Origin of the sequence: Acidocella sp. (assembly GCF_035535915.1) — a bacterium.
In the GTDB taxonomy this organism is placed as follows: domain Bacteria; phylum Pseudomonadota; class Alphaproteobacteria; order Acetobacterales; family Acetobacteraceae; genus Acidocella.
Genome location: NZ_DATLPB010000118.1, coordinates 40,608 through 64,816, shown reverse-complemented (window position 1 = coordinate 64,816; position 24,209 = coordinate 40,608). Strand labels below are relative to the sequence as shown.

Annotated in this window: 26 protein-coding genes; 17 read left to right on the top strand and 9 right to left on the bottom strand. The window is 61.7% G+C overall.

Translation table 11 applies throughout. The features are described from left to right. The first annotated feature begins 53 nt into the window (after nt 1–53). Entirely contained in the window at nt 54–713 is a 660-nt protein-coding gene (locus VNC39_RS15800) for a class II aldolase/adducin family protein (protein WP_325400612.1), read from the top strand. Nucleotides 714–870: 157 nt separating this feature from the next. On the opposite strand, the gene VNC39_RS15795 is transcribed toward VNC39_RS15800, so the two are convergent. Then, nucleotides 871–1,821, bottom strand: coding sequence for an acetamidase/formamidase family protein (locus VNC39_RS15795; RefSeq protein WP_325400611.1), 951 nt, complete (start codon nt 1,819–1,821; stop codon nt 871–873). A 247-nt stretch (nt 1,822–2,068) separates the two neighbouring features. Here VNC39_RS15795 and eno point away from each other — a divergent pair, with 247 nt between their 5' ends. The 6 genes from eno (at nt 2,069) to VNC39_RS15765 (ending at nt 7,351) form a co-directional block, all read left to right on the top strand. Then, nucleotides 2,069–3,346 (top strand): phosphopyruvate hydratase, encoded by a 1,278-nt coding sequence (gene eno / locus VNC39_RS15790; protein WP_325400610.1) that lies wholly within the window; start codon nt 2,069–2,071, stop codon nt 3,344–3,346. 334 nt (nt 3,347–3,680) lie between these two features. Further along, nucleotides 3,681–4,184 carry a YbjN domain-containing protein gene (locus VNC39_RS15785; RefSeq protein ID WP_325400609.1) on the top strand — a complete coding sequence of 168 codons (504 nt, stop codon included), beginning with the start codon at nt 3,681–3,683 and terminating at the stop codon, nt 4,182–4,184. Nucleotides 4,185–4,197: 13 nt separating this feature from the next. Then, complete coding sequence (gene proC / locus VNC39_RS15780; protein ID WP_325400608.1) at nt 4,198–5,007, top strand: pyrroline-5-carboxylate reductase; 810 nt, start codon at nt 4,198–4,200, stop codon at nt 5,005–5,007. A 71-nt stretch (nt 5,008–5,078) separates the two neighbouring features. Further along, nucleotides 5,079–6,011 carry a ribose-phosphate pyrophosphokinase gene (locus VNC39_RS15775; RefSeq protein ID WP_325400607.1) on the top strand — a complete coding sequence of 311 codons (933 nt, stop codon included), beginning with the start codon at nt 5,079–5,081 and terminating at the stop codon, nt 6,009–6,011. A 173-nt stretch (nt 6,012–6,184) separates the two neighbouring features. After that, nucleotides 6,185–6,799: a glutathione S-transferase family protein gene (locus tag VNC39_RS15770; protein ID WP_325400606.1), complete on the top strand. Its 615-nt coding sequence runs from the start codon at nt 6,185–6,187 to the stop codon at nt 6,797–6,799. 3 nt (nt 6,800–6,802) lie between these two features. Beyond that, the gene (locus VNC39_RS15765) at nt 6,803–7,351 is read left to right on the top strand and encodes a histidine phosphatase family protein (RefSeq protein WP_325400605.1); all 549 of its coding nucleotides are present in this window, start codon (nt 6,803–6,805) and stop codon (nt 7,349–7,351) included. A 160-nt stretch (nt 7,352–7,511) separates the two neighbouring features. Here VNC39_RS15765 and VNC39_RS15760 read toward each other — a convergent pair whose 3' ends face one another. The 5 genes from VNC39_RS15760 to VNC39_RS15740 form a co-directional block, all read right to left on the bottom strand. Further along, nucleotides 7,512–8,312, bottom strand: a complete 801-nt coding sequence (locus VNC39_RS15760) for an exodeoxyribonuclease III (RefSeq protein WP_325400604.1) — start codon at nt 8,310–8,312, stop codon at nt 7,512–7,514. 147 nt (nt 8,313–8,459) lie between these two features. Further along, nucleotides 8,460–9,071 (bottom strand): LolA family protein, encoded by a 612-nt coding sequence (locus VNC39_RS15755; protein ID WP_325400603.1) that lies wholly within the window; start codon nt 9,069–9,071, stop codon nt 8,460–8,462. A gap of 43 nt (nt 9,072–9,114) precedes the next feature. Further along, complete coding sequence (locus tag VNC39_RS15750; RefSeq protein WP_325400602.1) at nt 9,115–9,492, bottom strand: MarR family transcriptional regulator; 378 nt, start codon at nt 9,490–9,492, stop codon at nt 9,115–9,117. Between the two features lie 328 nt (nt 9,493–9,820). Further along, complete coding sequence (locus VNC39_RS15745; protein ID WP_325400601.1) at nt 9,821–11,194, bottom strand: leucyl aminopeptidase family protein; 1,374 nt, start codon at nt 11,192–11,194, stop codon at nt 9,821–9,823. An 85-nt stretch (nt 11,195–11,279) separates the two neighbouring features. Next, nucleotides 11,280–11,525 carry a cold-shock protein gene (locus VNC39_RS15740; protein ID WP_325400600.1) on the bottom strand — a complete coding sequence of 82 codons (246 nt, stop codon included), beginning with the start codon at nt 11,523–11,525 and terminating at the stop codon, nt 11,280–11,282. On the opposite strand from VNC39_RS15740, the gene VNC39_RS15735 reads away from it, so the two are divergent. Beyond that, a complete protein-coding gene (locus VNC39_RS15735; RefSeq protein ID WP_325400671.1) occupies nt 11,498–11,839 on the top strand; it encodes a hypothetical protein in 342 nt (113 codons plus the stop codon). The two genes, VNC39_RS15740 and VNC39_RS15735, sit on opposite strands and share 28 nt — an antisense overlap. Here VNC39_RS15735 and VNC39_RS15730 read toward each other — a convergent pair. The 3 genes from VNC39_RS15730 to VNC39_RS15720 form a co-directional block, all read right to left on the bottom strand. Beyond that, nucleotides 11,836–12,282 carry a GcrA family cell cycle regulator gene (locus VNC39_RS15730; RefSeq protein ID WP_325400599.1) on the bottom strand — a complete coding sequence of 149 codons (447 nt, stop codon included), beginning with the start codon at nt 12,280–12,282 and terminating at the stop codon, nt 11,836–11,838. The two genes, VNC39_RS15735 and VNC39_RS15730, sit on opposite strands and share 4 nt — an antisense overlap. Before the next feature lie 147 nt (nt 12,283–12,429). After that, nucleotides 12,430–13,020 (bottom strand): SH3 domain-containing protein, encoded by a 591-nt coding sequence (locus VNC39_RS15725; RefSeq protein ID WP_325400598.1) that lies wholly within the window; start codon nt 13,018–13,020, stop codon nt 12,430–12,432. Beyond that, the gene (locus VNC39_RS15720; RefSeq protein ID WP_325400597.1) at nt 13,002–13,763 is read right to left on the bottom strand and encodes a HesA/MoeB/ThiF family protein; all 762 of its coding nucleotides are present in this window, start codon (nt 13,761–13,763) and stop codon (nt 13,002–13,004) included. Before VNC39_RS15720 ends, VNC39_RS15725 begins: the two co-directional genes overlap by 19 nt. A 210-nt stretch (nt 13,764–13,973) precedes the next feature. Between VNC39_RS15720 and VNC39_RS15715 the strand changes: the two genes are divergently transcribed. The 9 genes from VNC39_RS15715 (at nt 13,974) to VNC39_RS15675 (ending at nt 24,162) form a co-directional block, all read left to right on the top strand. Continuing rightward, entirely contained in the window at nt 13,974–15,389 is a 1,416-nt protein-coding gene (locus VNC39_RS15715) for an NAD(P)H-dependent flavin oxidoreductase (RefSeq protein WP_325400596.1), read from the top strand. Nucleotides 15,390–15,547: 158 nt separating this feature from the next. After that, a complete protein-coding gene (locus VNC39_RS15710; protein ID WP_325400595.1) occupies nt 15,548–16,387 on the top strand; it encodes a division plane positioning ATPase MipZ in 840 nt (279 codons plus the stop codon). Nucleotides 16,388–16,971: 584 nt separating this feature from the next. Continuing rightward, nucleotides 16,972–18,117 carry a glycosyltransferase family 4 protein gene (locus tag VNC39_RS15705; RefSeq protein ID WP_325400594.1) on the top strand — a complete coding sequence of 382 codons (1,146 nt, stop codon included), beginning with the start codon at nt 16,972–16,974 and terminating at the stop codon, nt 18,115–18,117. Continuing rightward, complete coding sequence (gene gmd, locus VNC39_RS15700) at nt 18,114–19,211, top strand: GDP-mannose 4,6-dehydratase (protein WP_325400593.1); 1,098 nt, start codon at nt 18,114–18,116, stop codon at nt 19,209–19,211. Before VNC39_RS15705 ends, gmd begins: the two co-directional genes overlap by 4 nt. A gap of 231 nt (nt 19,212–19,442) precedes the next feature. After that, the gene (cobA, locus tag VNC39_RS15695; protein ID WP_325400592.1) at nt 19,443–20,210 is read left to right on the top strand and encodes a uroporphyrinogen-III C-methyltransferase; all 768 of its coding nucleotides are present in this window, start codon (nt 19,443–19,445) and stop codon (nt 20,208–20,210) included. A 170-nt stretch (nt 20,211–20,380) separates the two neighbouring features. Then, complete coding sequence (locus tag VNC39_RS15690) at nt 20,381–20,764, top strand: HAD family hydrolase (RefSeq protein ID WP_325400591.1); 384 nt, start codon at nt 20,381–20,383, stop codon at nt 20,762–20,764. 8 nt (nt 20,765–20,772) lie between these two features. Further along, entirely contained in the window at nt 20,773–21,078 is a 306-nt protein-coding gene (locus tag VNC39_RS15685; RefSeq protein ID WP_325400590.1) for a hypothetical protein, read from the top strand. Between the two features lie 183 nt (nt 21,079–21,261). Then, nucleotides 21,262–22,818: an efflux transporter outer membrane subunit gene (locus tag VNC39_RS15680; RefSeq protein WP_325400589.1), complete on the top strand. Its 1,557-nt coding sequence runs from the start codon at nt 21,262–21,264 to the stop codon at nt 22,816–22,818. A 495-nt stretch (nt 22,819–23,313) separates the two neighbouring features. After that, nucleotides 23,314–24,162, top strand: a complete 849-nt coding sequence (locus tag VNC39_RS15675; RefSeq protein ID WP_325400588.1) for a class I SAM-dependent methyltransferase — start codon at nt 23,314–23,316, stop codon at nt 24,160–24,162. The last annotated feature ends 47 nt before the right edge of the window (nt 24,163–24,209 follow it).

The following is a 24,209-nucleotide window of genomic DNA, read 5'->3' as shown; positions in this document are numbered from 1 at the left end:
TTTCAAAAAGCGGCCACTTTCTTCCTCCTCGCGGCTGGCGTACGGACCAAGGCATGGACGACCGCAAAACCCTCATCGCCGCCGCGCAAAAAATGGCTGCCCTTGGCCTGGCGCAAGGCACGTCGGGCAATCTCAGCCTGCGCACGGCGGATGGCATTCTCATCACCCCTTCGGCCGTGCCTTATGACACGCTGATGCCGGAGATGATCCCGCTGCTGCTCACCGGCGGCGATTACGGCGCCTATCGCGGCCGCTATCGCCCTTCCTCGGAATGGCGCTTTCATCTCGACATTCTGGCCGCCCGGCCGGAGTTGGGGGCGGTGGTGCATCATCACGCGCCGTACACCACGGCGCTCTCGATGGCGCGCAAGGAAATCCCGGCCTGCCATTACATGATCGCGCGGTTCGGCGGTGCGCCGGTGCGCTGCGCGCCCTACGCTTTGTTCGGCACCGCGGAACTCTCCGCCAATGTGCTGGCGGCGCTGGAAGGCCGTACCGCCTGCCTGATGGCCAACCATGGCGGGCTGGCGGTGGGCAAGGACGTCGAAAGCGCGCTGGCGGCCGCGAACGAGCTGGAGGCGCTGGCGGAGCAATATGTGCTGTCCTTGGCGGCGGGCGGGCCGGTGCTGCTGAGCGACGCGGAGGTGCAGGCGGCGCTGGAGCAGTTCGGCGCCGTGTACGGTCCGAATGTGCCGAAGCAGGAAGAAGGATAATGAAAGGAAGCGCTTTTTTTTGAAAAAAAGAAGCAAAAAACTTTTTTAAACCTGGGCTATGGGCTTTGTCGCTGACAACGCCCATAGCCCAGCGTAAACAAAAGTTTTTGCGCCGCTTTTTTTAAAAAGCGGCCACTCACTTTCTTCCTTCTTCCTTTCAGAAAATAAGCCCCTTGCGCAGCATGCCGTGCACGCCTTTCTCGCCGTTCACCGTCTGCGTCACGTGGAAATCCACGGCCATGGAGCAGGTTTTGTAGGCCTCCACCGGGGTCAGGTCGCTGCGGCTGCAAATGAAGGCGATCATTTCGCGCAGGGCGATGCGCATGGCCTCGTCGAGGTCCTCGTGCATGCCCATGCTGATGTAATGCGTCGGCGTTTCCGCGCGCGGGTAAAGGAAGCTCTTCAGGCCCGGGTCGGTGTGCTTGTGCAGGATGAAGGTGAAGGTGCCGGTCAGGCACATTTCCAGCGCGGTGATGCATACTTCGCCGTCGCCCTGCATGCCGTGGCCGTCGCCGGCGAAGAAATGCGCGCCGGGGACGAAGACGGGCAGGAACAGCGTGCTGCCCGCGACCAGCTCCTTGTTGTCGATATTGCCGCCGAAACTCCGCGGCTCCTTGCTGGAGAGCGGGCCGAGCACGGGGGCCGGCGCGACGCCCATCACGCCGAAGAACGGCGTGAGCGGCAGGACGGGGCCCCAGGGGAGCTGGGCGGTGCGGGCCGCGCGGTCCACGCCGATGAAGGAGATGTCGCGGTGATAATATTCCTGCGGCAGCGTGCCCAGCATTGGCAGCACCGCGGTCCAGCCCCAATCGGCGCCGGGCTCCACGGCGTCGATCCGTACTTCCAGCATGTCGCCCGGCATGGCGTTGGCGATGGCGATTGGTCCGGTCATGAGATGCGGGCCGATGCGGGGCAGCTTTGCCGCCTGGATTTCGCGCAGCGCCTGCGGCACGTCGAACGGGACCTGGTCCAGATTCAAGCTGCCGCCGGAGACGGTCTCGACCGTCACGGTATCGCCGGAGGCAACGGTGAGGACGGGCGGGATGGCGGCGTCAAAAATCCCGAAGCTGACGGTTTGCGGCGATGCCGGCAAATGATGTGTGCTCATTGCGGTATTCTCCGGTGGTTCCGGTCCCTATGATAATCGTTAAAACAGGATTGCGTTAGATTGATTGTGCACCGGCTTGCGCCGGGCAAGGCGTCTTTTTGGTGACTAAAAAACAGCAAAACATCGCGCCGCGCCAGGGCCATGCCGGTTTCGCCGCCCCCGGCTCGCTGGCCGCGCACCGGCGCGCGCGGCCTTGCCTCAGGTAAAACCGTGGTTTACCTCGACTTCGAACCGAAGGAGCACGCCCATGTCAGCCATTGCCGATATCACTGCCCGCGAAATTCTCGATAGCCGTGGCAATCCCACGATCGAAGTTGATGTGTTGCTGGAGTCCGGTGCTTTCGGCCGGGCCGCTGTGCCGTCCGGCGCGTCGACCGGTGCGCACGAGGCGGTGGAACTGCGCGATGGCGACAAATCCCGCTATGGCGGCAAGGGTGTGCGCAACGCGATCGCCGCGGTGGAGACCGAGATTCTCGACGCGATCGGCGGCATGGATGCCGAGCAGCAGATCGCCATCGACAATATCATGATCGACCTGGACGGCACGCCCAACAAGGCGCGCCTCGGTGCCAATGCCATTCTCGGCGTGTCTCTGGCGCTGGCCAAGGCGGCGGCGGAGGATAACGGCATGCCGCTCTACCGCTATGTCGGCGGCGTCGGCGCTCGCACCCTGCCGGTGCCGATGATGAACATCGTCAATGGCGGCAAGCATGCCGACAACCCGATCGACATTCAGGAATTCATGGTCCAGCCGGTCGGCGCCGCGTCTCTCGCGGAAGCCGTGCGCATCGGCGCGGAAATTTTCCACACCTTGAAAAAGGCGCTCTCCGAAGCCGGCCACAACACCAATGTGGGTGACGAAGGCGGTTTCGCGCCGGGACTGAAATCAGCGGACGAGGCGTTGGGCTTCATTGCCAAGGCCTGCGAGCGCGCCGGCTACAAGCCGGGCGACGACGTGACCTTCGCCCTGGACTGTGCGGCCACGGAATTCTTCGCCAACGGCGTTTATAACCTCGAGGGCGAGGGGCGGAAATTCGACGCCGCCGGGATGGTGGATTACCTGGCCGATCTCGCCGCCCGCTATCCGATCAGCTCGATCGAGGACGGTTGCGCGGAAGATGACTGGGAAGGCTGGAAGCTGCTCACCGACCGGCTGGGCGGCAAGATCCAGCTCGTTGGCGACGATCTGTTCGTCACCAACCCGGCGCGGCTGCGTCGCGGCATCGCGGCCGGCACCGGCAACTCGATTCTGGTGAAGGTGAACCAGATCGGCACGCTGACCGAGACGCTGGAGGCCGTGGACATCGCGCATCGCGCCGGCTTCACCGCCGTGATGTCGCACCGCTCCGGCGAGACCGAGGACGCCACCATCGCCGATCTCGCGGTCGCGACCAATTGCGGGCAGATCAAGACCGGCTCGCTGGCGCGCTCCGACCGTACCGCGAAATACAACCAGCTCCTGCGCATCGAAGCCGAACTCGGGCCGGTGGCGCGCTTCGCCGGCCGCTCGATCCTGCGGCGCTGAGATGAAGAAAGCAGGCGCTTTTTGAAAAAAGCGCCGCAAAAACTTTTTTGAAACTGGGCCGGTGGCGTTGAAACCGCATGGGCCCGGTTTTAAAAAGTTTTTTGCTTCTTTTTTTCAAAAAAGAAGCACTTCCCCTTGTCTGTCTGCTATCGCTTCCATTTTATCGGTGGGAAACATTGCTGCCTGGGATGTGGATTTTCCTTGCGGGAACTTCGCATTGCGGTGTCTCGGGAAAACCCGGTAGACTAGGAGTCGTGGTGGGAACGCGATTCGGACACCAAAGCTAGAGTCGGGTTTCCACACTTTCGTCTCTATTTTGGACAAGGAGACAGCTATGTCGAGTCTCACCCTCTCCTACGACACGCCCATCGCCAATCCGCTCGACCTGGTCGAGCAGGTGATTTCCGCCAATGACTGGGCCTTTGATCGCCGTTCAGAGTCGGACATGGCGGCGCAGGCACCCGGCAAATGGTGCGATTACGGCCTGTATTTCTGCTGGTCCACGGAAATTTCTGTGATGCATTTCTCCTGCGCGTTCGATCTGAAGGCGCCGGCGAAGCGGAATTCGGCCCTGTTTGAGCTGCTCGCCAAGGCGAATGAAAGGCTCTGGATCGGGCATTTCGGCATGGATGAGGAGACCGGCATGCCGATCTACCGGCATTCGGTGCTGTTGCGGGGCACGCCCAGCGCGTCGGCGGAATCGATCGAGGATCTGGTCGACATCGCGCTGACCGAATGCGAGCGCTTCTTTCCGGCCTTCCAGTTCGTGCTCTGGGGCGGCAAGTCGCCGGCTGAGGCTCTGGAGGCGGCGATGCTGGAGTGTGTCGGCGAAGCGTGACATATCCCATGTCATGACAACAAGCCTTCCTTCTCTTCTTCTCATCGGCGGCGGCCGGATGGGCGGTGCCATGCTCGCCGGCTGGCGCGAACAAGGGTGCAGCGCCGCCGTGGTGGTCGACCCGGCCCCCGGCGCTGCCTCTCTGGCCGGCGACGGCGTGACCGTGGTGGCCTCCGTGGCCGACATTCCCGCCGGCTTCGTGCCGGAGGCGGTGGTCCTGGCGGTCAAGCCGCAAATGGCGGCGGAAGTTCTGCCTTCTTATGCGCGCTTCGCCGGCCATGCAGTGTTCATTTCCATCATGGCCGGCAAAACCATCCATGCGATCGGCGCCATGCTGGGGGTCAAGGCCGCCATCGTGCGCGCCATGCCGAACACGCCGGCCGCCGTGCGCCAGGGCATCACCGTGGCCGTGAGCGGCGCCCATGTCTCGGACCGGCAAAAAGAGCTGGCGCAGGCTCTGTTGACCGCGACCGGCGCATGCGCCTGGGTCGCGGCGGAAGACCTGCTCGACCCGGTGACGGCGATCTCCGGCGGCGGCCCGGCCTATGTGTTTCTATTGACCGAATTGCTGGAGCAGGCCGGGCTGGACCAGGGCTTGCCGCCGGCTCTGGCACGCCAGATGGCGCGCCAGACGGTGATCGGCTCCGCCGCCTTGCTGGCGGCCTCGGAGGAGGATGCGGCGGATCTGCGCATCGCCGTGACCTCGCCCAAAGGCACTACCGAGCGGGCCCTGGCAGTGTTGCGCGCGGACGACGGCTGGCCGAAAATTTTCCGCGAGGCCATCCAGGCGGCGACCGACCGGTCCCGCGAGCTTTCAGCTTAATGGACAGATGGCAGTTCGGTTGCTAAACCGCGCCGACTCCAACTGACCCGACTAACCGGAAAGCCGACCTCATGAAAATTGTTGCCTGCAACAGCAACCGCCCGCTGGCAGAGGCTGTGGCCGCCGGTTTGAACCTCCCGCTGGCCCGCGCTTCGGTGCGGCGCTTCGCCGACATGGAGGTTTTCGTCGAAATTCATGAGAATGTGCGCGGGGAGGATGTGTTCGTCATCCAGTCCACCTCGTACCCGACCAACGATAATCTCATGGAGCTGCTGATCACTTTGGACGCGTTGCGCCGTGGCTCCGCCCGCCGCATCACGCCGGTGATCCCTTATTTCGGCTATGCCAGGCAGGACCGGAAATCCGGCCCGCGCACGCCGATTTCCGCCAAGCTGGTCGCCAACCTGATCACCGAGGCCGGCGCCAACCGCGTGCTGACCATGGATCTGCATGCCGGGCAGATCCAGGGGTTCTTCGACATTCCGGTCGACAATTTGCCGGCGGCACCGCTCTTCTCGCGCGACATCGAGGAGCGTTTCGCCGGCCGCAACATCATGATCGTCAGCCCGGACGTCGGCGGCGTGCTGCGTGCGCGCATCATCGCCCGCCGCTTGAATGCCGACCTCGCCATCATCGACAAGCGCCGCGAGCGCGCCGGGGTCTCCGAGGTGATGAACATCATCGGTGAGGTTGAGGGGCGGGACTGCATCATCGTCGACGACATCGTCGATTCCGGCGGCACGCTGTGCAACGCGGCCGAAGCCTTGCTGGCCGACGGCGCGCGCTCAGTGAGCGTGTATGTGAGCCATGGCGTGCTCTCCGGCGGCGCCGTGGCGCGCATCGCTGCGTCGCCGATCGAGATGCTGACCATCACCGATTCCATCGCCGCCACCGAAGCGGTGCGGCTGGCGCATAATGTGCGCCAGCTTTCCATCGCCCCGCTGCTGGCCGAGGCGATGCGCCGCATTTCGACGGAAAGCTCGGTTAGCTCGCTGTTCGATTAAAGGAAGCAAGCGCTTCTTTTTTGAAAAAAAGAAGCAAAAAACTTTTTTATGCTGGGCCCGTGGGGTTTCAACGCCTCAGGCCCGGCGTGAGGAAAAGCGGCCTCTTTCCTTTTCCTAAAAAGCTGGCTTAGAGACGGTTCATCAAGGGAATTTTTTCCAAGGGAAGGACCGTCATGAAACTCTTCTACGCGCCGAACGCCTGCTCGATGGGTATTCATTTGTTGCTCGAAGAGATCGGCGAGCCTTACCAGTTGGAGAAAGTCGATTTCGCCAGCGGCGCGCAATACAAGGCGCCCTTCGTCGAGATCAACCCGAAATCCAAGGTCCCGGTGCTGCAGCGTGACGATGGCAGCTATCTGACCGAATTCCCCGCCATCGCCCTATATCTCGCGCGCGCCAAGCCGGCCGCCGGCCTGCTGCCGGCGGGCCTGGACGCCGAGGCGCGGGCGCTGGAACTGCTCGATTACCTGATCGCCACCGTGCATATGCGCGGCTTCACGCGCATTTTCCGTCCCACGAATTTCGCCCCCGCCGCGGATGAGGAGTGGGTGAAGCAGACCGGCAAGGAGATGATCGTCAAAGCCTTCGACCTTCTCGCGCCGGTGCTCGGGGAGCAGGATTACATCCTCGGGAAATTCTCCATCGTCGAGGGGGCGTTGTTCTTCCTGGAATATTGGGCGCGCAACCGCGCCAAGATTCAGCTTCCGGCCAATTTCGAGGCGCATCTCGACCGGTTGCTGGCCCGCCCGGCGACCGCCAGGATGTTGAAGGCCGAGGGGCTGGTTTAAGAGATGCCGTTGCCGCACACGCCGTTCTGGTATCTCCGGCACGGCGAGACGGATTACAATGCCAAAGGGTGGAGCCAGGGCGCGATCGAAATGCCCCTGAACGAAAATGGCCGGGCGCAGGCGGAGGCGGCCGGGCCGCTGCTGGTGGGGCAGGGGATTGCCGCCATCGTCTCCTCGCCGATGCTGCGTACGCGCCAGACCACGGAAATCGTCAACACCGCGCTGAACCTGCCGGTGAGCTACGAACCGGATTTGCGCGAGGTGGTGTTCGGCGGCATGGAGGGTAAGCCGCTGCAGCCCTGGTTCACCGAATGGATGGAAGGAAGGGCGACGCCCGAGGGCGCGGAGAGTTTCGCCGCGCTGACAATCCGCGCCGAGGCGGCGATGACCAGGGTTCTGGCCCTGCCGGGGCCACTGCTGATCGTCGCGCATGGCGGGATCTTCCGCGCCATCCGCGACCTGATGGGCCTGACCAAGGAAGGGCTGACCCCGAACGGCGTGCCGCTGTTCTGCGAGCCGACCCTGACGGGGTGGAAAATTTCCACGCCTTAGGAGGGAAGAAAGTAAGCGCTACTTTTTGTGAACAAAAAGTAGCAAAAAAACTTTATTACGCTGGGCCTCAGGCTACGTCAGCGCCAACGCCCATGGCCCAGCGTAAACAAAAGTTTTTGCGCCGCTTTTTTCAAAAAGCGGCTACTTTCTTACGTCTTTCCTAAATCGAGAGCGTGATGCCGACCGGCACGTGATCCGACGGCTGCTCCCAGTCCCGCGCTTCCTTCAGAATCTTGTAGCCTTGCAGGCCACTGACGAGGTCTTTCGTGACCCAGGCATGGTCCAGCCGGCGCCCGCGATTCGAGGCCGCCCAGTCGCGGTTGCGATAGGACCACCAGGTGTAGAGTTTCTGGTCGGCCGGCACGAAATGCCGCACGGCGTCGACAAAGCCTTGCGCCATCCAGGCGTTCAGCCCTGCGGTTTCCACCGGCGTATGACTGACGACGTCGAGCAGTTGCTTGTGGCTCCACACGTCATGTTCCAGCGGCGCGATGTTGAGGTCGCCGACCAGCACCGCGCGCACCGGCGGGTAGGCGGCGAAATGCGCGCGCGCTTCTTCGATGAAGTCGAGCTTATGGGCGAATTTGGGGTTCTGTTCGCGGTCGGGGATGTCGCCGCCGGCGGGGACGTAGAAGTTATGAACGGTAAGTAGGGTGCCATGCGCACTAACTTGTGCGGCGAGATGCCGGCAATCGTTCTTGGCGCACCAGTCGGGCGTGTCATCCACCACCGTGAGCGGGAAGCGCGAAAGAATGGCCACGCCGTTATAGCTTTTCATGCCGCGCTTCAGCACGTGGGGAAAGCCGATGGTGTCGGCGACGGCTTCCGGAAACAGCTCGTCCGGAACCTTGGTTTCCTGCAGGCAGATGATGTCGGGCTTGAGCCCGTCCATCACATGGTTCAGCAGGCTTTGCCGCAAACGCAGCGAATTGATGTTCCAGGTGGCGATGGTGATTTGCATGGCGCCAGTCCTAGAGCACGACTTGCGGGTTTAAGAAAGTGGCCGCTTTTTGAAAAAAGCGGCGCAAAAACTTTTTTGAAACCGGGCCGGTGGCGGTGAAACCCGCACGGCTCAAACTAACAAAAAATAGCGCTTTCTTTTTCTATCCTACCCGCCGGGACTGATCGGTGTGTTGCCTGTGCTGTACTCGAACAGCGCGTTCGGATAGGGGCCGCCTGGCTTCACATTGTACAGGGTGACGCGGGTCTGCCTTCCCTGTGCATCATTCACCACCCATTGCCGCAACGCCAGCGGGTCGGTGCTGAACGACAAGGTGAGGCTGCCGGCCGCTTCCCGGCCTTTGCGGACCAGGGTGATATCATCCTCGCCCGGCTGCTGCTGGATGTTGGTGATGACCACATTGCCCGAGGTGAGGTCGACACGCTTGGCGAGCAAAATGCCAAGCGGCGTGCTTTCCAGCGGGATGTTGGTGGTCTGGTCAAGGTCAGGATCGTGATAAACGAGCAATCCGAAGCCTGCCACCAGCAGCTGCGGGTCGGGCGGGGCGTATTCGAAGCGCATTTTCCCCGGGCGCTCCAGCCAGGCCTTGCCGGTGCGCGTGGACCCGTCGGAGGCGACCTGCAGGAAATCCGCGGTCAGGCCTTTCTGGTCGTTGAGATAGGCTTCGACCTGCGCGACCAGCGCCTGGTCGGCGGCGGTCAGAGCCAATGGCTGCGCCGGTTGCGCCGCAGCCGGCGCTCCCGCCCACAACACCGACATCAATGCTGCCGCGCCCAGGGCGCGGCAAAGCAGGGTGGAAATGCTAGCTCGCGACGCGGCGGCTGGCCGCTTCGGTCTTGTTGGCGCTGAGGGCATCGCTCATGATATGGCGGGTTTCGCGCAGGAAAGCAGCCCCTTTGACCGTGCGCTGAACCAGCACGCTGCGGCGGTCCGCGGGGTCAACTTTGCGGCGCACGAAGTCCAGCTCCGTCAGGCGGTCCAGGGCGCGGGTAATGGCCGGCTTGGACACGTTCAAATCCTGCGCCAAGCCGCGCACCGTATGGCCGCCTTCGTTGAGGTAGCAGGTGAGGAACACACCGAGTTGTCGGGCGGAGAGATCAACGCCGTCGCGGCGCACGAGAGAGACGACCGTGTCGCGAAGAATGCCGACAAGCTGATCGGAAGAGAGCTGCGCTGCCATAGTCTTAAATCCTTCAGTCCTAGAAAACGACAATGCCGTTTTTTGCAAAGTCGCTCCGCTCTCGATATGGATAATATTCATATTGGATATGTATCCGGTTCGATCAGCCGGGCATCAAGGCGGCAAACAAATCCGAACATACGATCTGCTGGGGTAATGATGCGGGGTTGGTCCAGTCGCGAGGGGAGAAGCGCCTTTGCTTAAAAAACAACAAGGCCTTGGTAGTTATTCGCCCGTGCCATTGCGCACAAGCCGTTGAAAGATGAAAACATTGCAACTCATGGTAACATTACGGATGCAAACACTCCCGGACCTATATGCAGGGACCTCAGGCGCACCGATTTTCAATCGCCGCGAGGAGGGCCCGCAAGGCCTGCGCTTCCCCCCCCTCCGGTCGTCCGGGGCGGGTAGAATCGTTCCAGGCATAGACGTCCAGATGCGCCCAGGCGATGTTTTTGCCTACGAAACGTTTGAGAAATAAGGCGGCAACGATTGCGCCCGCCATCGGCTTGCTGGCCACGCTGTTGAGGTCGGCGACCGGGCTGTCGATCCAGTTCTCATATCCGTCGAACAAGGGCAGGCGCCAGAGCGGGTCGTGAACGGCCTGACCCGCGGCCAGAATCGTTGCGGATAATTCATCATTTGTACAGAAAATTGCCGGCAGATCCGGACCCAGCGCGACCCTTGCCGCGCCCGTTAAAGTGGCTGCGTCTATCAGCCAATCTGGATTGTCTATCGATGCCTCGGCGAGCAGGTCGCACAGCACCAGCCGTCCTTCCGCATCGGTGTTGCCGACTTCCACGGTCAGGCCGGTTTGGGTCGTCAACACGTCGGAGGGTCGCATGGCGCGGCCGGAGATGCTGTTCTCGACGCAGCCAAGGCGCAGTTTCAGCCGCACTGGGAGGTCGAGCGCCATCACCGCCTGGGCGAGGCCGAGCATGATGGCAGCACCGCCCATGTCTTTCTTCATGCGCAGCATTCCAGCACTCGGCTTGAGATCGTAGCCGCCAGTGTCGAAACACACGCCTTTGCCGCACAGTGAGATCAAAGGCGCGTCCGTGCCGGCATGCGAGCCTTGCCATTCGATCAGCACGGCTTCAGGCGGACGTTCCGAGCCGGCGCCGACCGCTGCCATGGCGGGGAAGCGTTTTTGCAGCGCTGCCCCGTTGATGCGCGAGGATGTGGCGGCGAACCGCGCCGCCACATCCATTGCCGCGTCGGCGAGGTCTTGCGGGCCGAGCAGATTGGCGGGGGTGTTGATGAGGTCGCGGGCCAGGCAGATCGCCTCGGCGACCGCCCGTACGCGCGGCGTGGCGGCGGCCGCCGCCAGCAAAGCGATGGGTTTTTTCTGGCTTTTGAGTTGGTCGAACCGGTAGGCCCCGAGCAGGAAGCCGAGTGCGGCGTCATCGGCGTGATAATCGCCCGGTTGCGGCATCCAGGCATAATCCGCCGGCAGGGAAGTGGCGGCGGCGCCGAACGCATGTACTGCCGGCCCGTCGCCGAGGCCGAACACCGCCCCGGCCGGAATCGCATCCGCGCCGGGCAACAACACCATTTGGCCAAGGGCGCCGGAAAAACCATGCAGCCGAATCTGCGCCGCATGCGCAGCGGGCAGGCAACTCAGTAACGCGTCCACGCCGCCAGGACGCACCGCATAGAGCGGCAGAGCGCCGGCGGTCGTGCCGTCATTCTGTGTTGCCAAACCTGTTAAATTCCGCGCCATGCTGACTGCCCCATGCCTGAGTCTTGAACTCAGGCGGATATATCAGATGGCGCGGCGGAAAAGTCTAATGCAGGCGTTCGATGCCGATCGCGGCGACGCGGCCTTCGCGTTGCTGCAGCGAAAAACGCACGCGCTCGCCTTCATTCAACTTGCGCAGACCAGCATGTTGGACGGCGCTGATATGCACGAAAATATCGTCACCGCCAGCGTCGGGCGCGATGAATCCATAACCCTTGCCGGGATTGAACCATTTGACGATGCCGGTATGCGGTTTCTCTTGCCTTGATTTATCGTCTTGAGTCGTTTCCATTCGACACCTCTCATGCCGGGTTGATCCCGGGTCGGGTCATTATTGATGCCGGCGCGTTCCGCCGACGGCGTGTAATTAAACGCAACGAGCGGAAACATCAATTGCAAACATGTGCTGCATTGCAGCGGCGTTTTGAATTCCGCGTTATCGGATGCGCGCCGCGGGCGATGTTCAGAAAACCAAAAAACCGCAATCGCACCGGAGGACGGCACGCAGCGGTTTTCTTTCTCGCGGGCATGATCGCTTTAAATCAATCATGCCATTGCCTTATGCCCGCACGGCGCTATCGCGCCTGTGCGGCGGCGGGAATTTAAGCGGCGTCTTCCCGGCGGTCACGCAGGCGCACATAGGCGATCGCCGCATGTTCTTCGCAATAAGGTTTGCCGGAAGCGGCCGCTGCATTGCAGAAATGAAAGCTGGGTTTGCCCGGCTCGCCGATCGGCCAGCAGCACGGGGTCGCGCGCGGGGTGGATTTCGGCGTCGGCATGATCGCCCGCAAGGCCGGCATGGGGCTGCCGATCGAGGCGGAAAGGGGCGGCAAGGTCGGACCCTGCGTGCGCTTGGGCGCGCTCGGCCGCGCCGCGCTCTGGCCTTCCGTGCGGCGGATCGGCGAGGGGCGCGGCGGCAGGCTCAGGCGATGCGCCTTGCCGACCACGGCGTTCTTGGAAATGTTCAGGCGGCGCCCGATTTCCGCCGTCGACAAGCCTTCGGCCCACAGCGTCCGTAATTTGGCAATCGCCTCTTCCGTCCACTCCATACCGCCGCCCTCCTTCATCCTGACTACTAGATAAAGTATAAGGAGGGCGAGTTGCTCGCAATATGTAGGGGCGAAGATCCGAGTCGTTTTCTGTGGAAAACTAATTAATTACTTAAGGTTGTAATGCCCCGGAAGCCTGAATGGCGGCTATTTGACCGACTCACCGGGAAAAGCGCCCCAAAAATCCGCGCGCGCCAGATAGCCGGTTTCGTGGGCGGCGGAAACCCGGCAGAAATCGCTGTCCGAGTCGCAGCTTAAAAGATCCCCGCTGACGCCCTGGTCGAGATACGCGACAATGCCCGAATCTTCATCGGGAGCCCGGCGCAAGCGCGCCTGGGGCGCGGTGACGATGAAGGTGCGGCGCGCTCGAATTGTTGCTTCATGTACCCAGCCGGTGCCGCCATCCGGCGCCAGCACCTGGCGCCACACGTCGAACTCGCCGATCACTTCCACCGGCAGGGCCGCGCGCTCATAGGTCCATGTGACCGGATATTGGAAACCGGGACCGGCGCGGAAATTCACCTGGTTGGAGCGCAGCGAGACGAAGCGCGGCACCGGCAGTTTCGTCGAGACGCCGATCGCCGGGCCCGGACCCGTGCCTTGTGGGGCGGCGGTCCAGCCGCAGAGCAGCAGCAGGCCGAGCGCGCCGCTCCTCAGGCCGTACCGCGCGGCGCGGTGTGCCGGGACCTTCCGTACGGCCGGCAGGTTGCTCTCTTGCTCTATCCGCAGACGGCGCATGACGGATCCTTTCTCAGGCGGATTTTGCGGAATTCCATGCGCAAGGCATCCCAGACCAGAAGCCAGCCGGACATCGACTGGCCGATGCCGCAAATCTCCTTCAGCACCTCGGTCGCTTGCAGCGTGCCCATCACGCCGGTCACGGAGCCGAGCACGCCGGCCTCCGAGCAGCTCGGCACCAGCCCTTCCGGCGGCGGTTCGGGGTAGAGACAGCGATAGCAAGGGCCCTCGGGGTCGGCATGCGGCTTGAAGGTGGCCAACTGCCCCTCGAAGCGCAGCACGGCGGCGCTGACCAGCGTGCGTTTCGCGGCCACGCACGCGTCGGCCACCAGAAAGCGCGTGGTGAAATTATCGGTCCCGTCGCAGACGATGTCATACGCCGCCACCAGGGCGGCGACATTGCCTTCATCGAGCCGCTGCGCATGCGTTTCGATCCTGACCAGCGGGTTGATGCGCGCCATCGCCTCCGCCATCGAGGCGACCTTGGGGTGGCCGACGCGCTCGGTGCTGTGGGCGATCTGCCGCTGCAGGTTGGACAGCTCGAGCGTGTCGTGGTCGACCAGGCCGATGGTGCCGACGCCGGCTGCCGCCAGGTACAGGCCCAGCGGCGAACCCAGCCCGCCGGCGCCGACGATCAGCACTTTCGCCGCGCGCAGCTTGGCCTGGCCGGTGCCGCCGACATCGGCGAGCAGGATATGGCGCGCGTAACGCTGGATTTCTTCTTCCGAAAAGTTCAGAGTCATTGTGCCCTTATAAGATGCGGCAAGCGCCGGGCCAATCGCCGGACGCGCGAGGGCCGGGGCCGCGCGGGGGCATGACGAGAGTTTCAGCCGCGTGGCGTTCTTTTGCGCCCAAGGCCACTTCACGCGCTGTGTCAATCTGGTAATAGAACGCCTTTAGAGGGCGCGCATCGTTTTCCGGGGGGAACCCGGTGGAATTAAGGTTTTCGTAAAATGAAGCTTATCAACGCCATCCGGATGGGCGGCACGGAAATTCTGCCGCTGATCGAAGGGGGCAAGGGCGTCGCGGTTTCCAACGGGGTCACCTGCGGCCATTGGGCCGCGTGCGGTGGAGCCGGCACGTTTTCCGCCGTGAATCCCGATAGCTATGACGCGCAAGGGCGGGTGATTCCGCAGGTCTATCAGGGCCGGACGCGCCGCGACCGCCATGAGGAGCTGATCGCCTATGCGATCGAGGGCGGCGTGGCCCAGGCCCAGCGCGCTTATGACATCTCCGGCGGCCGCGGCCGCATCCATACCAACATCCTCTGGGAGATGGGCGGAGCGGAGCGGGTGATCACCGGCATTCTCGAACGCACCAAGGGGCTGGTGAACGGCATCACCTGCGGCGCCGGCATGCCGTATCGGCTGGCGGAGATCGCCGCCAAGTTCAACGTGCATTATTACCCGATCGTCTCCTCCGGCCGCGCCTTCTCGGCGCTGTGGAAGCGCGCTTACTCCAAGGCGGCGCACCTGCTCGGCGGCGTGGTGTATGAGGACCCCTGGCTGGCCGGCGGACATAACGGCCTCTCCAACAGCGAAGACCCGACGAAGCCGGAAAATCCGTTCCCCCGCGTGCTGGCGCTGCGCAAGATCATGTGTGAGTTCGGCCTGGGCGATACGCCGATCATCATGGCCGGCGGCGTCTGGGCGCTGGAGGAGTGGGAGGACTGGATCGACAATCCGGATCTCGGCCCGGTCGCGTTCCAGTTCGGCACGCGCCCGCTGCTGACCAAGGAAAGCCCGATCCCGGCGAGCTGGAAGGAACGGCTGCGCACGCTGAAGCCGGGCGACGTGTTCCTCAACCGTTTCTCGCCGACGGGCTTCTATTCCTCGGCGGTGAACAACGATTTCATCCAGGAACTGCGCGCCCGCAATGAGCGCCAGGTGGCGTACACGCCGGAGCCGGTGGGCGAGCATCTGGTGGAATATGGCGTCGGCGCGCGCAAGCGCTCGGTGTATCTCACCGCGCCCGATTATGCCCGCGTGAAGGATTGGGAAGATGCCGGCTTCACCGAGGCGCTGCGCACGCCGGATTCCACGCTGATTTTCGTGGGGGCGGCCAAAGCCGAGGAAATCCACACGGACCAGGTGAACTGCATGGGCTGCCTCAGCCAATGCCGCTTCTCCAACTGGAGCCAGGAAGGCCCGGAGTACGATAACGGCAAGAAGGCCGATCCGCGCAGCTACTGCATCCAGAAGACGCTGCAGGACATCGCCCATGCCGCGCCCGACGATGAGGCCGCGCTCGACCATAATCTGATGTTCGCCGGCCATAATGCCTATCGCTTCGCCACGGACAATTTCTATTCCAACGGCTTCATTCCGACGGTGAAGGAGTTGTTCGAGCGGATTCTGACCGGCAAATAACGGGCCCGCCCGCAGGGCGGCCCCGGCGCACATTATGAAACTTGCCGGAAATCAACGGGTTTCCGGCATTTTTCATGGGCGGCGCGGTGGCGGTTTCTGGCACGACTCGGAACGGCCCGGCAGTGTGGGGCCGTTATCTATCCGCGTTGGAGCGCCGCATGGCCAGTGTCACCGCAGCACATCGCCCGCATGTCATCGTGCTCGGCAATGAGAAAGGCGGGTCGGGGAAATCCACGACCGCCATCCATATCGTCGTCGCCTTGTTGCGCGCCGGCTACCGCGTCGGCGCCATGGACCTCGATGCCAGGCAGGGCACGCTGGCCGGCACGCTGGCCGCCCGGCGCCAGTTCGTCGAGACCCGGCAGGTGAAGCTGCCTCTGCCGGAATTCCGCGCCGTGCATCGCTCCGGGCTGGATCACCGGCTGGAGGCCGAAGCCGAGGAGCGCGCGCGCTTTGACGCCGCTTTTGCCGAGCTGGCGGCGCTGGATGTGATCGTGATCGATTGCCCGGGCGCGGACAATTTCCTGTCGCGCTACGGCCATTCCCAGGCGGACACACTGATCACGCCGATTAATGACAGTTTCGTCGATTTCTCGATGCTGGCGAAGGTGGAGCCGGAGAAGCACGATATCGTCCATCCGAGCATCTATTCGGAAATGGTCTGGGAAGCCCGCAAGCAGCGTTTTTCCCGCGATCGCGGCCGCATCGACTGGATCGTCATGCGCAACCGCCTGGCCGCGTCCGAGGCGCGCAACAAGCGCGACGTGGGGGAGACGCTGGAAAGCCTGGCGAAGCGGATCGGCTTTCGCACCGTGAAAGGGTTCGGCGAGCGCGTGATTTTCCGCGAGCTTTATCTGCAGGGGCTGACCCTGATGGATGTGCGCGAGGCGAATGTGGGCATTGCCCTGGGGCTCTCGCATATCGCCGCGCGCAATGAAGTCCGGATGCTGGTCGGCGCCATCAATTTGCCGGCACCGCGCATGACGCTGGTGGCGTAACGCCAACCGGCTGTCCGGCCCGACCATTTACACGCAGCACGGGCAAGGCATCGTGGCGATGACACCGTTCGGCGCGCCCGATTTGGCGTACGACGCGGCATTTTCTGTAACGGCGCCGCAACCTTAACTTGAATTGTTCCGCATAAGTTTCGAATGTTTCTGTGTTTTTTTGAGATAAAATTTACAGCTTTTTAAGGCGCAATAAATAATTTTGAATTAGACTTGTTTCTTCTGCCTTGGTTTGGCATTCATGGTTTTTTTGAAATGCCAAGCGCTTGTGGCTGCGTCAGATTTTAATGTTTGCAGTACCTAAAAAAAATTGAATATTTGCGGTGCGCACAGAAGCGTCCCTGGTTTTGGGTTTTTGTTTGGTCAAGGCGGAACCGCCATGCGGGAAATGTTCCCGTTATGGTGGTGTGGCCGGCGCGGGAAGGTTGCGTTGACATTGCGAAATCGAATTTAACGTTGTGAAAACAAATTTCTGAAAAATTCTAGGACGCGTGCCGCGTGACGACGGCTTAAGAACGATAAAACGAGCGAGTTTCATGGGGGCATGCCCGCCGACGAAAGAAAATGGGGGTTCTATGAGGGTCGCATTTGTCCATGAATGGCTCGTGACTTACGCGGGGTCGGAGAAAGTTCTTTCGGAAATGCTGAAGGAGTTTCCCGAAGCGGATCTTTTTTGCCTGGTCGATTTCACCAAGGGCCGGTACCGTGACAAGTTCATGGGCAAGGCGTTCCGGACCAGTTTCCTGCAAAAATTCATACTTATCCCGAGCATCTACCGGTATTTTTTTCCGTTGATGCAGATCGCGGTCGAGCAATTCGATTTGTCCGGATATGATCTGGTCATTTCCAACAGCCACGCGGTCGCGAAAGGCGTGATCACCGGGCCGGACCAGTTGCATGTCAGCTATTGCTATACGCCGATGCGCTATGCCTGGGATTTGCAGCACCAATATCTGCGGCACCAGAAGCTGGACAAAAACCTCCGCGGCTTGTTCGCCCGTTATTTTCTCCACCTGGCGCGGATCTGGGATACCAGGACGGCGAACGGCGTTGATCATTTCATCGCCTGTTCGAAATATATCGGCCGGCGGATGTGGAAGGCCTATCGCCGGAATTCCGATGTCATCTATCCCGGCGTGGATACGGATTATTTCCAGATCGGCGGCGAGAAGGAGGATTATTACTTCACCTCGTCGCGCCTGGTTCCGTATAAGCGCGTGACATTGATCGTCGAAGCCTTCGCGCAGATGCCGGACAAGCGCCTGGTCGTGATCGGCGACGGGCCGCAATTCCAGGAAGTCAAGCGCACGGCGGGGCCGAATGTCACCGTGCTGGGCTTTCAGGCGGATGACGTTCTGCTGCACCACATGCAACAGGCCAAAGCCTTCATTTTCGCCGCCGAGGAGGATTTCGGCATCACGCCGCTGGAGGCGCAGGCTTGCGGCACGCCGGTGCTCGCCTACGGCCGCGGCGGCGCCTCCGAGACGGTGATTGACGGCGTGACGGGAATCCATTTCTGGACCCAGAGCGTCGAGGCGATCTGCCATGCCGTGAACCGTTTTGAAAAATCCGGCGTCGTGTTCGATCCGAAGACGATCCGCAAGCATGCCGAACGATTCTCCATTGCGCGGTTCCGCACCGAGTTCCGCGACAAGATTGATGAGCTTTGGACCGAACATGCTAAATCCAAAGAAAACATGGAAGAAATGGTGGAGTCATGAAAAAGGCGTTTGTCACCGGCGTTTCCGGACAGGATGGCGCTTATCTCACCGCGCTGTTACTGCAAAAAGGCTATCGCGTGTTTGGTGGCCATCGCCGCTCCAGCGTGCAGAATTTCTGGCGCCTGGCTGAGTTGGATGTTCTGGACCATGAGAATTTTTCTCTGGTCGAGCATGACCTCACCGATTTCGGTTCGAATCTCCGCGCCATCACCGAAATAGAACCCGATGAGATCTATAACCTCGGCGCGCAGAGTTTTGTCGGCGTGTCGTTCAAGGAACCAAGCGCGACGGCGCAGATCTCCGGCCTCGGGCCGCTGCATTTGCTGGAAGCGGTGCGCACGGTGAACCGGAACATCAAAATCTACCAGGCATCGTCGGCGGAAATGTTCGGCAAGGTGCAGGCGGTGCCGCAATGCGAGACCACGCCCTTTTATCCGCGCAGCCCCTATGCGACGGCGAAATTGTTCGGGCACTGGTCGGCGGTGAATTACCGCGAGGCTTACGGCATGTTCGTGTGCTGCGGCATTCTGTTCAATCATGAATCGCCGTTGCGCGGCACGGAATTCGTGACCCGCAAGATTTCCAGGGCAGCGGCGCGGATCAGCCTGGGGCGGGACAGCGAGTTGCGGCTCGGGAATCTCGATGCCACGCGCGACTGGGGATTCGCCGGCGAGTTCGTGGAGGGCATGTGGCGGATGCTGCAGGCCGAGAAGCCCGACACCTATGTGCTCGCCACCGGCAAGACTTCGAAGGTGCGGGAGTTCGCCGTGCAATCCTTCGCCACGGCCGGCATCGATATTGAGTGGGAAGGGCAGGGTGATGCCGAGATCGGCCGCTGCGCCGCCAGCGGGCGGGCGATCATTCGCATCGATCCGCAATTCTATCGCCCGACCGAGGTGGATTCGCTGATTGGCGATGCCGGAAAAGCAGAGCGCGTGCTCGGTTGGAAACCGGCAATGAGCGTCTCGGAATTGGCGCGCATCATGGTCGCGGCAGATCTGGCGCGGGAGCATGGCGGGCATGCGACTTTACCTGTGCAAGCCTCTGAAATGGCACAAAGCGGCGTGATCAATGGCGCGATGGCGCTGCGCTGAACCATGGCTGTAAGCATGATTGATCTAAAATCGTCATGCTTTAGAGAAGGCTTCTTTTTGTGAACAAAAAGAAGCAAAAAAATTTGTTTAATTTGGGCCCGTGCCGTTTCAACGCCTCAGGCCCAAAGTAACAAAAGTTTTTGCGCCGCTTTTTTCAAAAAGCGGCCGCTTACTTAAACCAATCCAACTTGACCCTTGCCAAGCCGAAAAAAACTCATTTTACAGGCCCCCATGCCTCGGAATGAGATCACACGCGTATTTCTGATCGGTGCGGGCCCGGGCGATCCGGAACTGTTGACGCTGAAAGCGGCGCGCCTGCTGGAGGCGGCCGACGTGGTGCTGCATGACAGTCTGGTCGATCCGCGGATTTTGGCCGCGGCGCCCCAGGCAAGGCTGATTGATGTCGGCAAGCGCTGCGGCCGCCACGCGGCGCCGCAGCAGGAAATTTGCCGCCTGCTGGTGGAAGAGGCGCTGGCCGGGCATGTGGTGGTGCGGTTGAAAGGCGGCGACCCGATGGTGTTCGGCCGCGCCACGGAAGAGATGGACGCGCTGCGGGCGCAAGGCATCAAGTTCGACGTGGTTCCGGGCGTCACGGCGGCCACGGCCGCCGCCGCCTCGCTGTGCCTGTCGCTGACCCGCCGGGGCATCTCTCGCTCCCTGCATTTCCTGGCGGGGCATGGCGCCGAGGACGGGCTGCCGGCGCATGACTGGGTGGCGCTGACGCGCGCAGGCGGCACGCTGGTCGTGTATATGGGCGGCAAAACCCTGGCCGGCCTCGCTGCGCATTTCATCGAAGCGGGCATGCCGGCGAATATGCCGGCCGTTGCGGTCGAGGATGCCACCCTGGAGAGCCAAAAGCTCATGCGCGGCACCATCGCCAGCCTGCCGACCCAAGTGGCCGCCGCCGCGCCGCGCGGGCCGGTGCTGGTGCTGATCGGCCCGGCCATGCAGGATGAGGAAGATGTGCGCGCTTGCGTGGTGACGGCAGCCGGGATGTAAAAAGCAAGGAAGGGAAGGCTACTTTTTGTGAACAAAAAGTAGCAAAAAAACTTTATTTACGCTGGGCCATGGGCTGTGTCGGCGACAAAGCCTCAGGCCCAGCATAAACAAAAGTTTTTGCGCCGCTTTTGTCAAAAAGCGGCTACTTTCTTCTCCAGGGAGGCGACCGGATGGAAAATATTCAGGCGCTGGTCTTCGATGTTTTCGGCACGGTCGTTGACTGGCGCACCGGCATCGCCCGAGAGGCCGCGGCATTTTTGGCCCGCCATGCGCCGGCGGCCGATCCCCACGCGTTCGCCGATGCGTGGCGGCAACGTTATTCTCCTTCGATGGAGGAAATCCGGTCGGGGCGGCGTCCCTTCACGCGGTTGGATGTTCTGCACCGGGAAAATCTTGAATCTATCCTTCCGTTGTTTGGCATGACGGCGGCATCCGTGCCGGCGGCGGAATTGGACGCGCTCAATCTGGCATGGCACCGGCTCGACCCCTGGCCGGATGTCGTTCCCGGTCTTGAGCGCCTCAAACAGCGTTGTCTAACGGTAACATTCGCCTGATGATCGACATGGCAAAACGGGCCGGGCTGCCCTGGGACGCGATCCTCGGCGCCGAAGTGGCGCAGGCTTATAAGCCAACCCCCGAAGCCTACCTGCGCACGGCCGACGTGCTGATGCTCAAGCCTGAGCAGATTTGCCTGGTCGCGGCGCATAATGGCGATCTCGCGGCCACGCGGCGATGCGGATTCGGGACCGCTTTCATCGCCCGTCCCACCGAACACGGCCCGGCACAGACCACGGACCTGACGCCGACGGAGAGCTGGGACGTGGTGGCGACGAACATGGAGGATCTTGCCGGTCGGCTTGGCGTCTGACTGTGCAGGGCAGCCACGCCCGTATGGCAGCCTCCCGGCCGGCGCCGTAGGCAAGCCCGTGACGGGCGTGTAACACCAGTGACATTTCCGTCAGTCGTATTGACGCATCTCGACGAGATGCTTGTCGAGCGGCTGATTGTGCTGTTTGTCCTGACTAACGCCCGATATCTCGCAGGAGTCTGCATGTCTTCAGCCGCTGGGTTCCGTCCGCAACTGCTCGCAAGCGCTGCCCTGATCCTCGGGATGGGCGGGCTTTCCGGCTGCATGGTGGGGCCGAATTTCGTGCCGCCCCGGCCGGCCGAGCCGAGCCATTACCTGTCCGATGCCCCGGCTACCCACGGCGCGCCCTATGTCTCCGGCGGGGCGGTCGACCCGGAATGGTGGAACAGTTTCCAGGATCCGGAGCTGACCGCGCTGGAGCGCCAGGCGGTGGCGCAGAATCTCGATTTGCAAATCGCCACGCAGCGGCTGCTGGAGGCTGAGGCGCAGGCGCAGATCGAGGGCGCGGTGCTTTACCCGAACCTCTCCGGCGGCGCTTCCTATACACGCGAAGGGCCGAGCAAGGTGGGCGTTTTTGCCGCTTTCGGAACCGCCGCAGGCACCAACACCGCCGCGGCCGGCGTCGCCAACGGCACGTCCACGGCGCCCGGCGGCGGTGGGCTCTCCGCCGCCACCATCGCGCCGCTGGACCTTTATCAATACGGGCTGCAATCGACCTACGATCTCGATCTCTGGGGCAAGAACCGCCGCGCGGTCGAGGCCGCGGTGGCCGCCGCCGCAGCGTCGGAACAGGCGCGCCGGGCCTCGCTGCTGAATGTCGAGGCGCAGGTGGCCAATTATTATCTGCAACTGCGCGGGACCCAACGGGTGCTGGATATCACCCGGCACAATCTGGCGTTTGCCGACCAGCTGGTCTCGCTCACGCTGGAGCGCCAGGAAGCCGGCCTGACCACCGCGCTCGACGTCGCCAATGCCCGCGCGACCCAGGCGCAGATCCAGTCGCAAATCCCCGGGCTGATCGCGCAGCGTGACGCGATCATCGACCAGATCGGCCTGCTGCTGGGCGAGACGCCGGACGATCTGCCGCCCGCCTTGGTCACCGCCGCCCCCATCCCGGCGACGCCGCCGGTGGTGCCGGTGGGCCTGCCTTCATCGCTGCTGCTGCGCCGGCCGGACGTGCGCGAGGCGGTGGATAATCTGCACGAGATGACGGCCGAAGTGGGGGTCGCCGAGGCGTCGTTCTTCCCGGACATCTCGCTCTCCGGCTCGGTCTCGTTCCAGGCGCTGCAGTTCAAGAATTTGAACCAGTTTCGGGCCATCACCTACGCGGTGGGCCCGAACGTGACGATCCCGCTGTTCGAGGGCGGCCAGCTGCGCGGACAATTGAAACTGCGCAAGGCGCAGCAGACGGAGGCGGCGGTGGGCTACGCCAAAACCGTGCTGACCGCCTTCTACCAGGTGAACACGGCGCTGGTGGCGTATACGCAGGACCACGCGACGGTGCAGTCACTGAAGACCTATGTGCAGCAGAGCCAGATCGCGGTGACATTGGCCGAGGAGCAATACCGCCAGGGCCTGGTCGACTATCTGACCGTGCTGAACGCGCAGCAAACCCTGCTGTCGTCGGAACAGCAGGAGGCGCAGGCCGAGCAGCGGCTCGGGACCGACTTGGTCACGCTGTATCAGGCGCTCGGCGGGGGCTGGGAAGGGCAGTATCCGGTGACGAAGGAAGGCGCTTAGCGCGATATCGCGCCGGCCAACAAAGAGGAAGGCTAAAAAACTTTACTAATGTAGGGCCATGGGCGTTGTCGCCGTCACAGCCCATGGCCCAGCATAATAAAAGTTTTTGCGCCGCTTTTTTCAAAAAGCGGCCACTTTCTTCTGTTTAAAATTCCTGGTCTTGAGTCATCATCGGCCCGGGTGGGGCTGGGATGCGAGAACGATCTGGCGTCGCATAGCGGTGTGGAAAACAAGCTGTCAGGGGCAAGCCTCCCAGCCTGACATGTCATTCCCCCTAGCGCGGGCAATACGTTTCGGTTATAAAACGAATGTTTTGTCTGAGAAAGTGTGCCTTTAGTTGTTTTGACGCCCTCTATTCACATGAGATTATGGTGGTCGGCATTGGTCAGGACGTGTCCGAGGTCGAGACTACACCATTCAGGCTTTTGTGATGAAATCTGATGATTTCAGGAGGTAATAGGAAGGAAATATCCCTTAATGTGAGGAGTGTTGGTGGTGAATATTTTTCGCGACAGCAATCAAAAAAAAGCCGGTGTGGATACGTCTTCTTCGGGCGCAATGACCACCGTGTCGGCGGCGGCCACCGTGCCCACGGCAACCGCAGAGATCAACACGGCCATGATGCCAGATCTTCCGGGGGAGAGTTATATCCGGGTATTGGGGCGTCTCCATAAAGAACTATTGCCAAAAACATATTTGGAGATCGGGACAAATTCAGGCTCAAGCCTGGCGTTAGCGACCTGCGCATCCATTTCGGTCGATCCGAAATTTTCTCTTACCAGCGCGGCCTCTATTGTAAATAAGCCATTGTGCGCGCTTTACCAGCAGACAAGTGACGAGTTTTTCGCCAGCGTCGACCCGACAAATATTTTCGGCGAACCGATCGATTTTGCCTTTCTGGACGGACTGCACCGCTGTGAGTTTTTGCTTCGAGATTTTATGAATACCGAGAAATTCTGTAAGCGAAACTCCATCATCGCGCTTCATGATTGCATCCCCGTCGAAAGCTCAATTACATCAAGGTCTCCTCTTGGTAAGGCTCAGGCAGAGCATCGGAACCATTGGTGGACCGGAGACGTATGGCGTACCGTTTGGGCCTTAAAGCGGTATCGCCCGGACCTGGGGATCTTGGCGTTAGATGCACAGCCGACTGGTCTCGTTCTTGTGTCTGGCCTTGATCCCACTTCGACCATTCTAAGCGATAAATACAGGTCGATCGTTCAAGAAATGATGGAAGAAGATCTTGATAAGATCGGCATTGATAATTGGCATAAGCAAATTGGTCTTACGTCAACGCACGCCATCACCACTTCTGAGCAGATCACCGCTCGATTTTGGCTTTGATTGGAGCGGTGCACGGTCCGAAAGCGGCCGCATTGGAATGCGGCCGC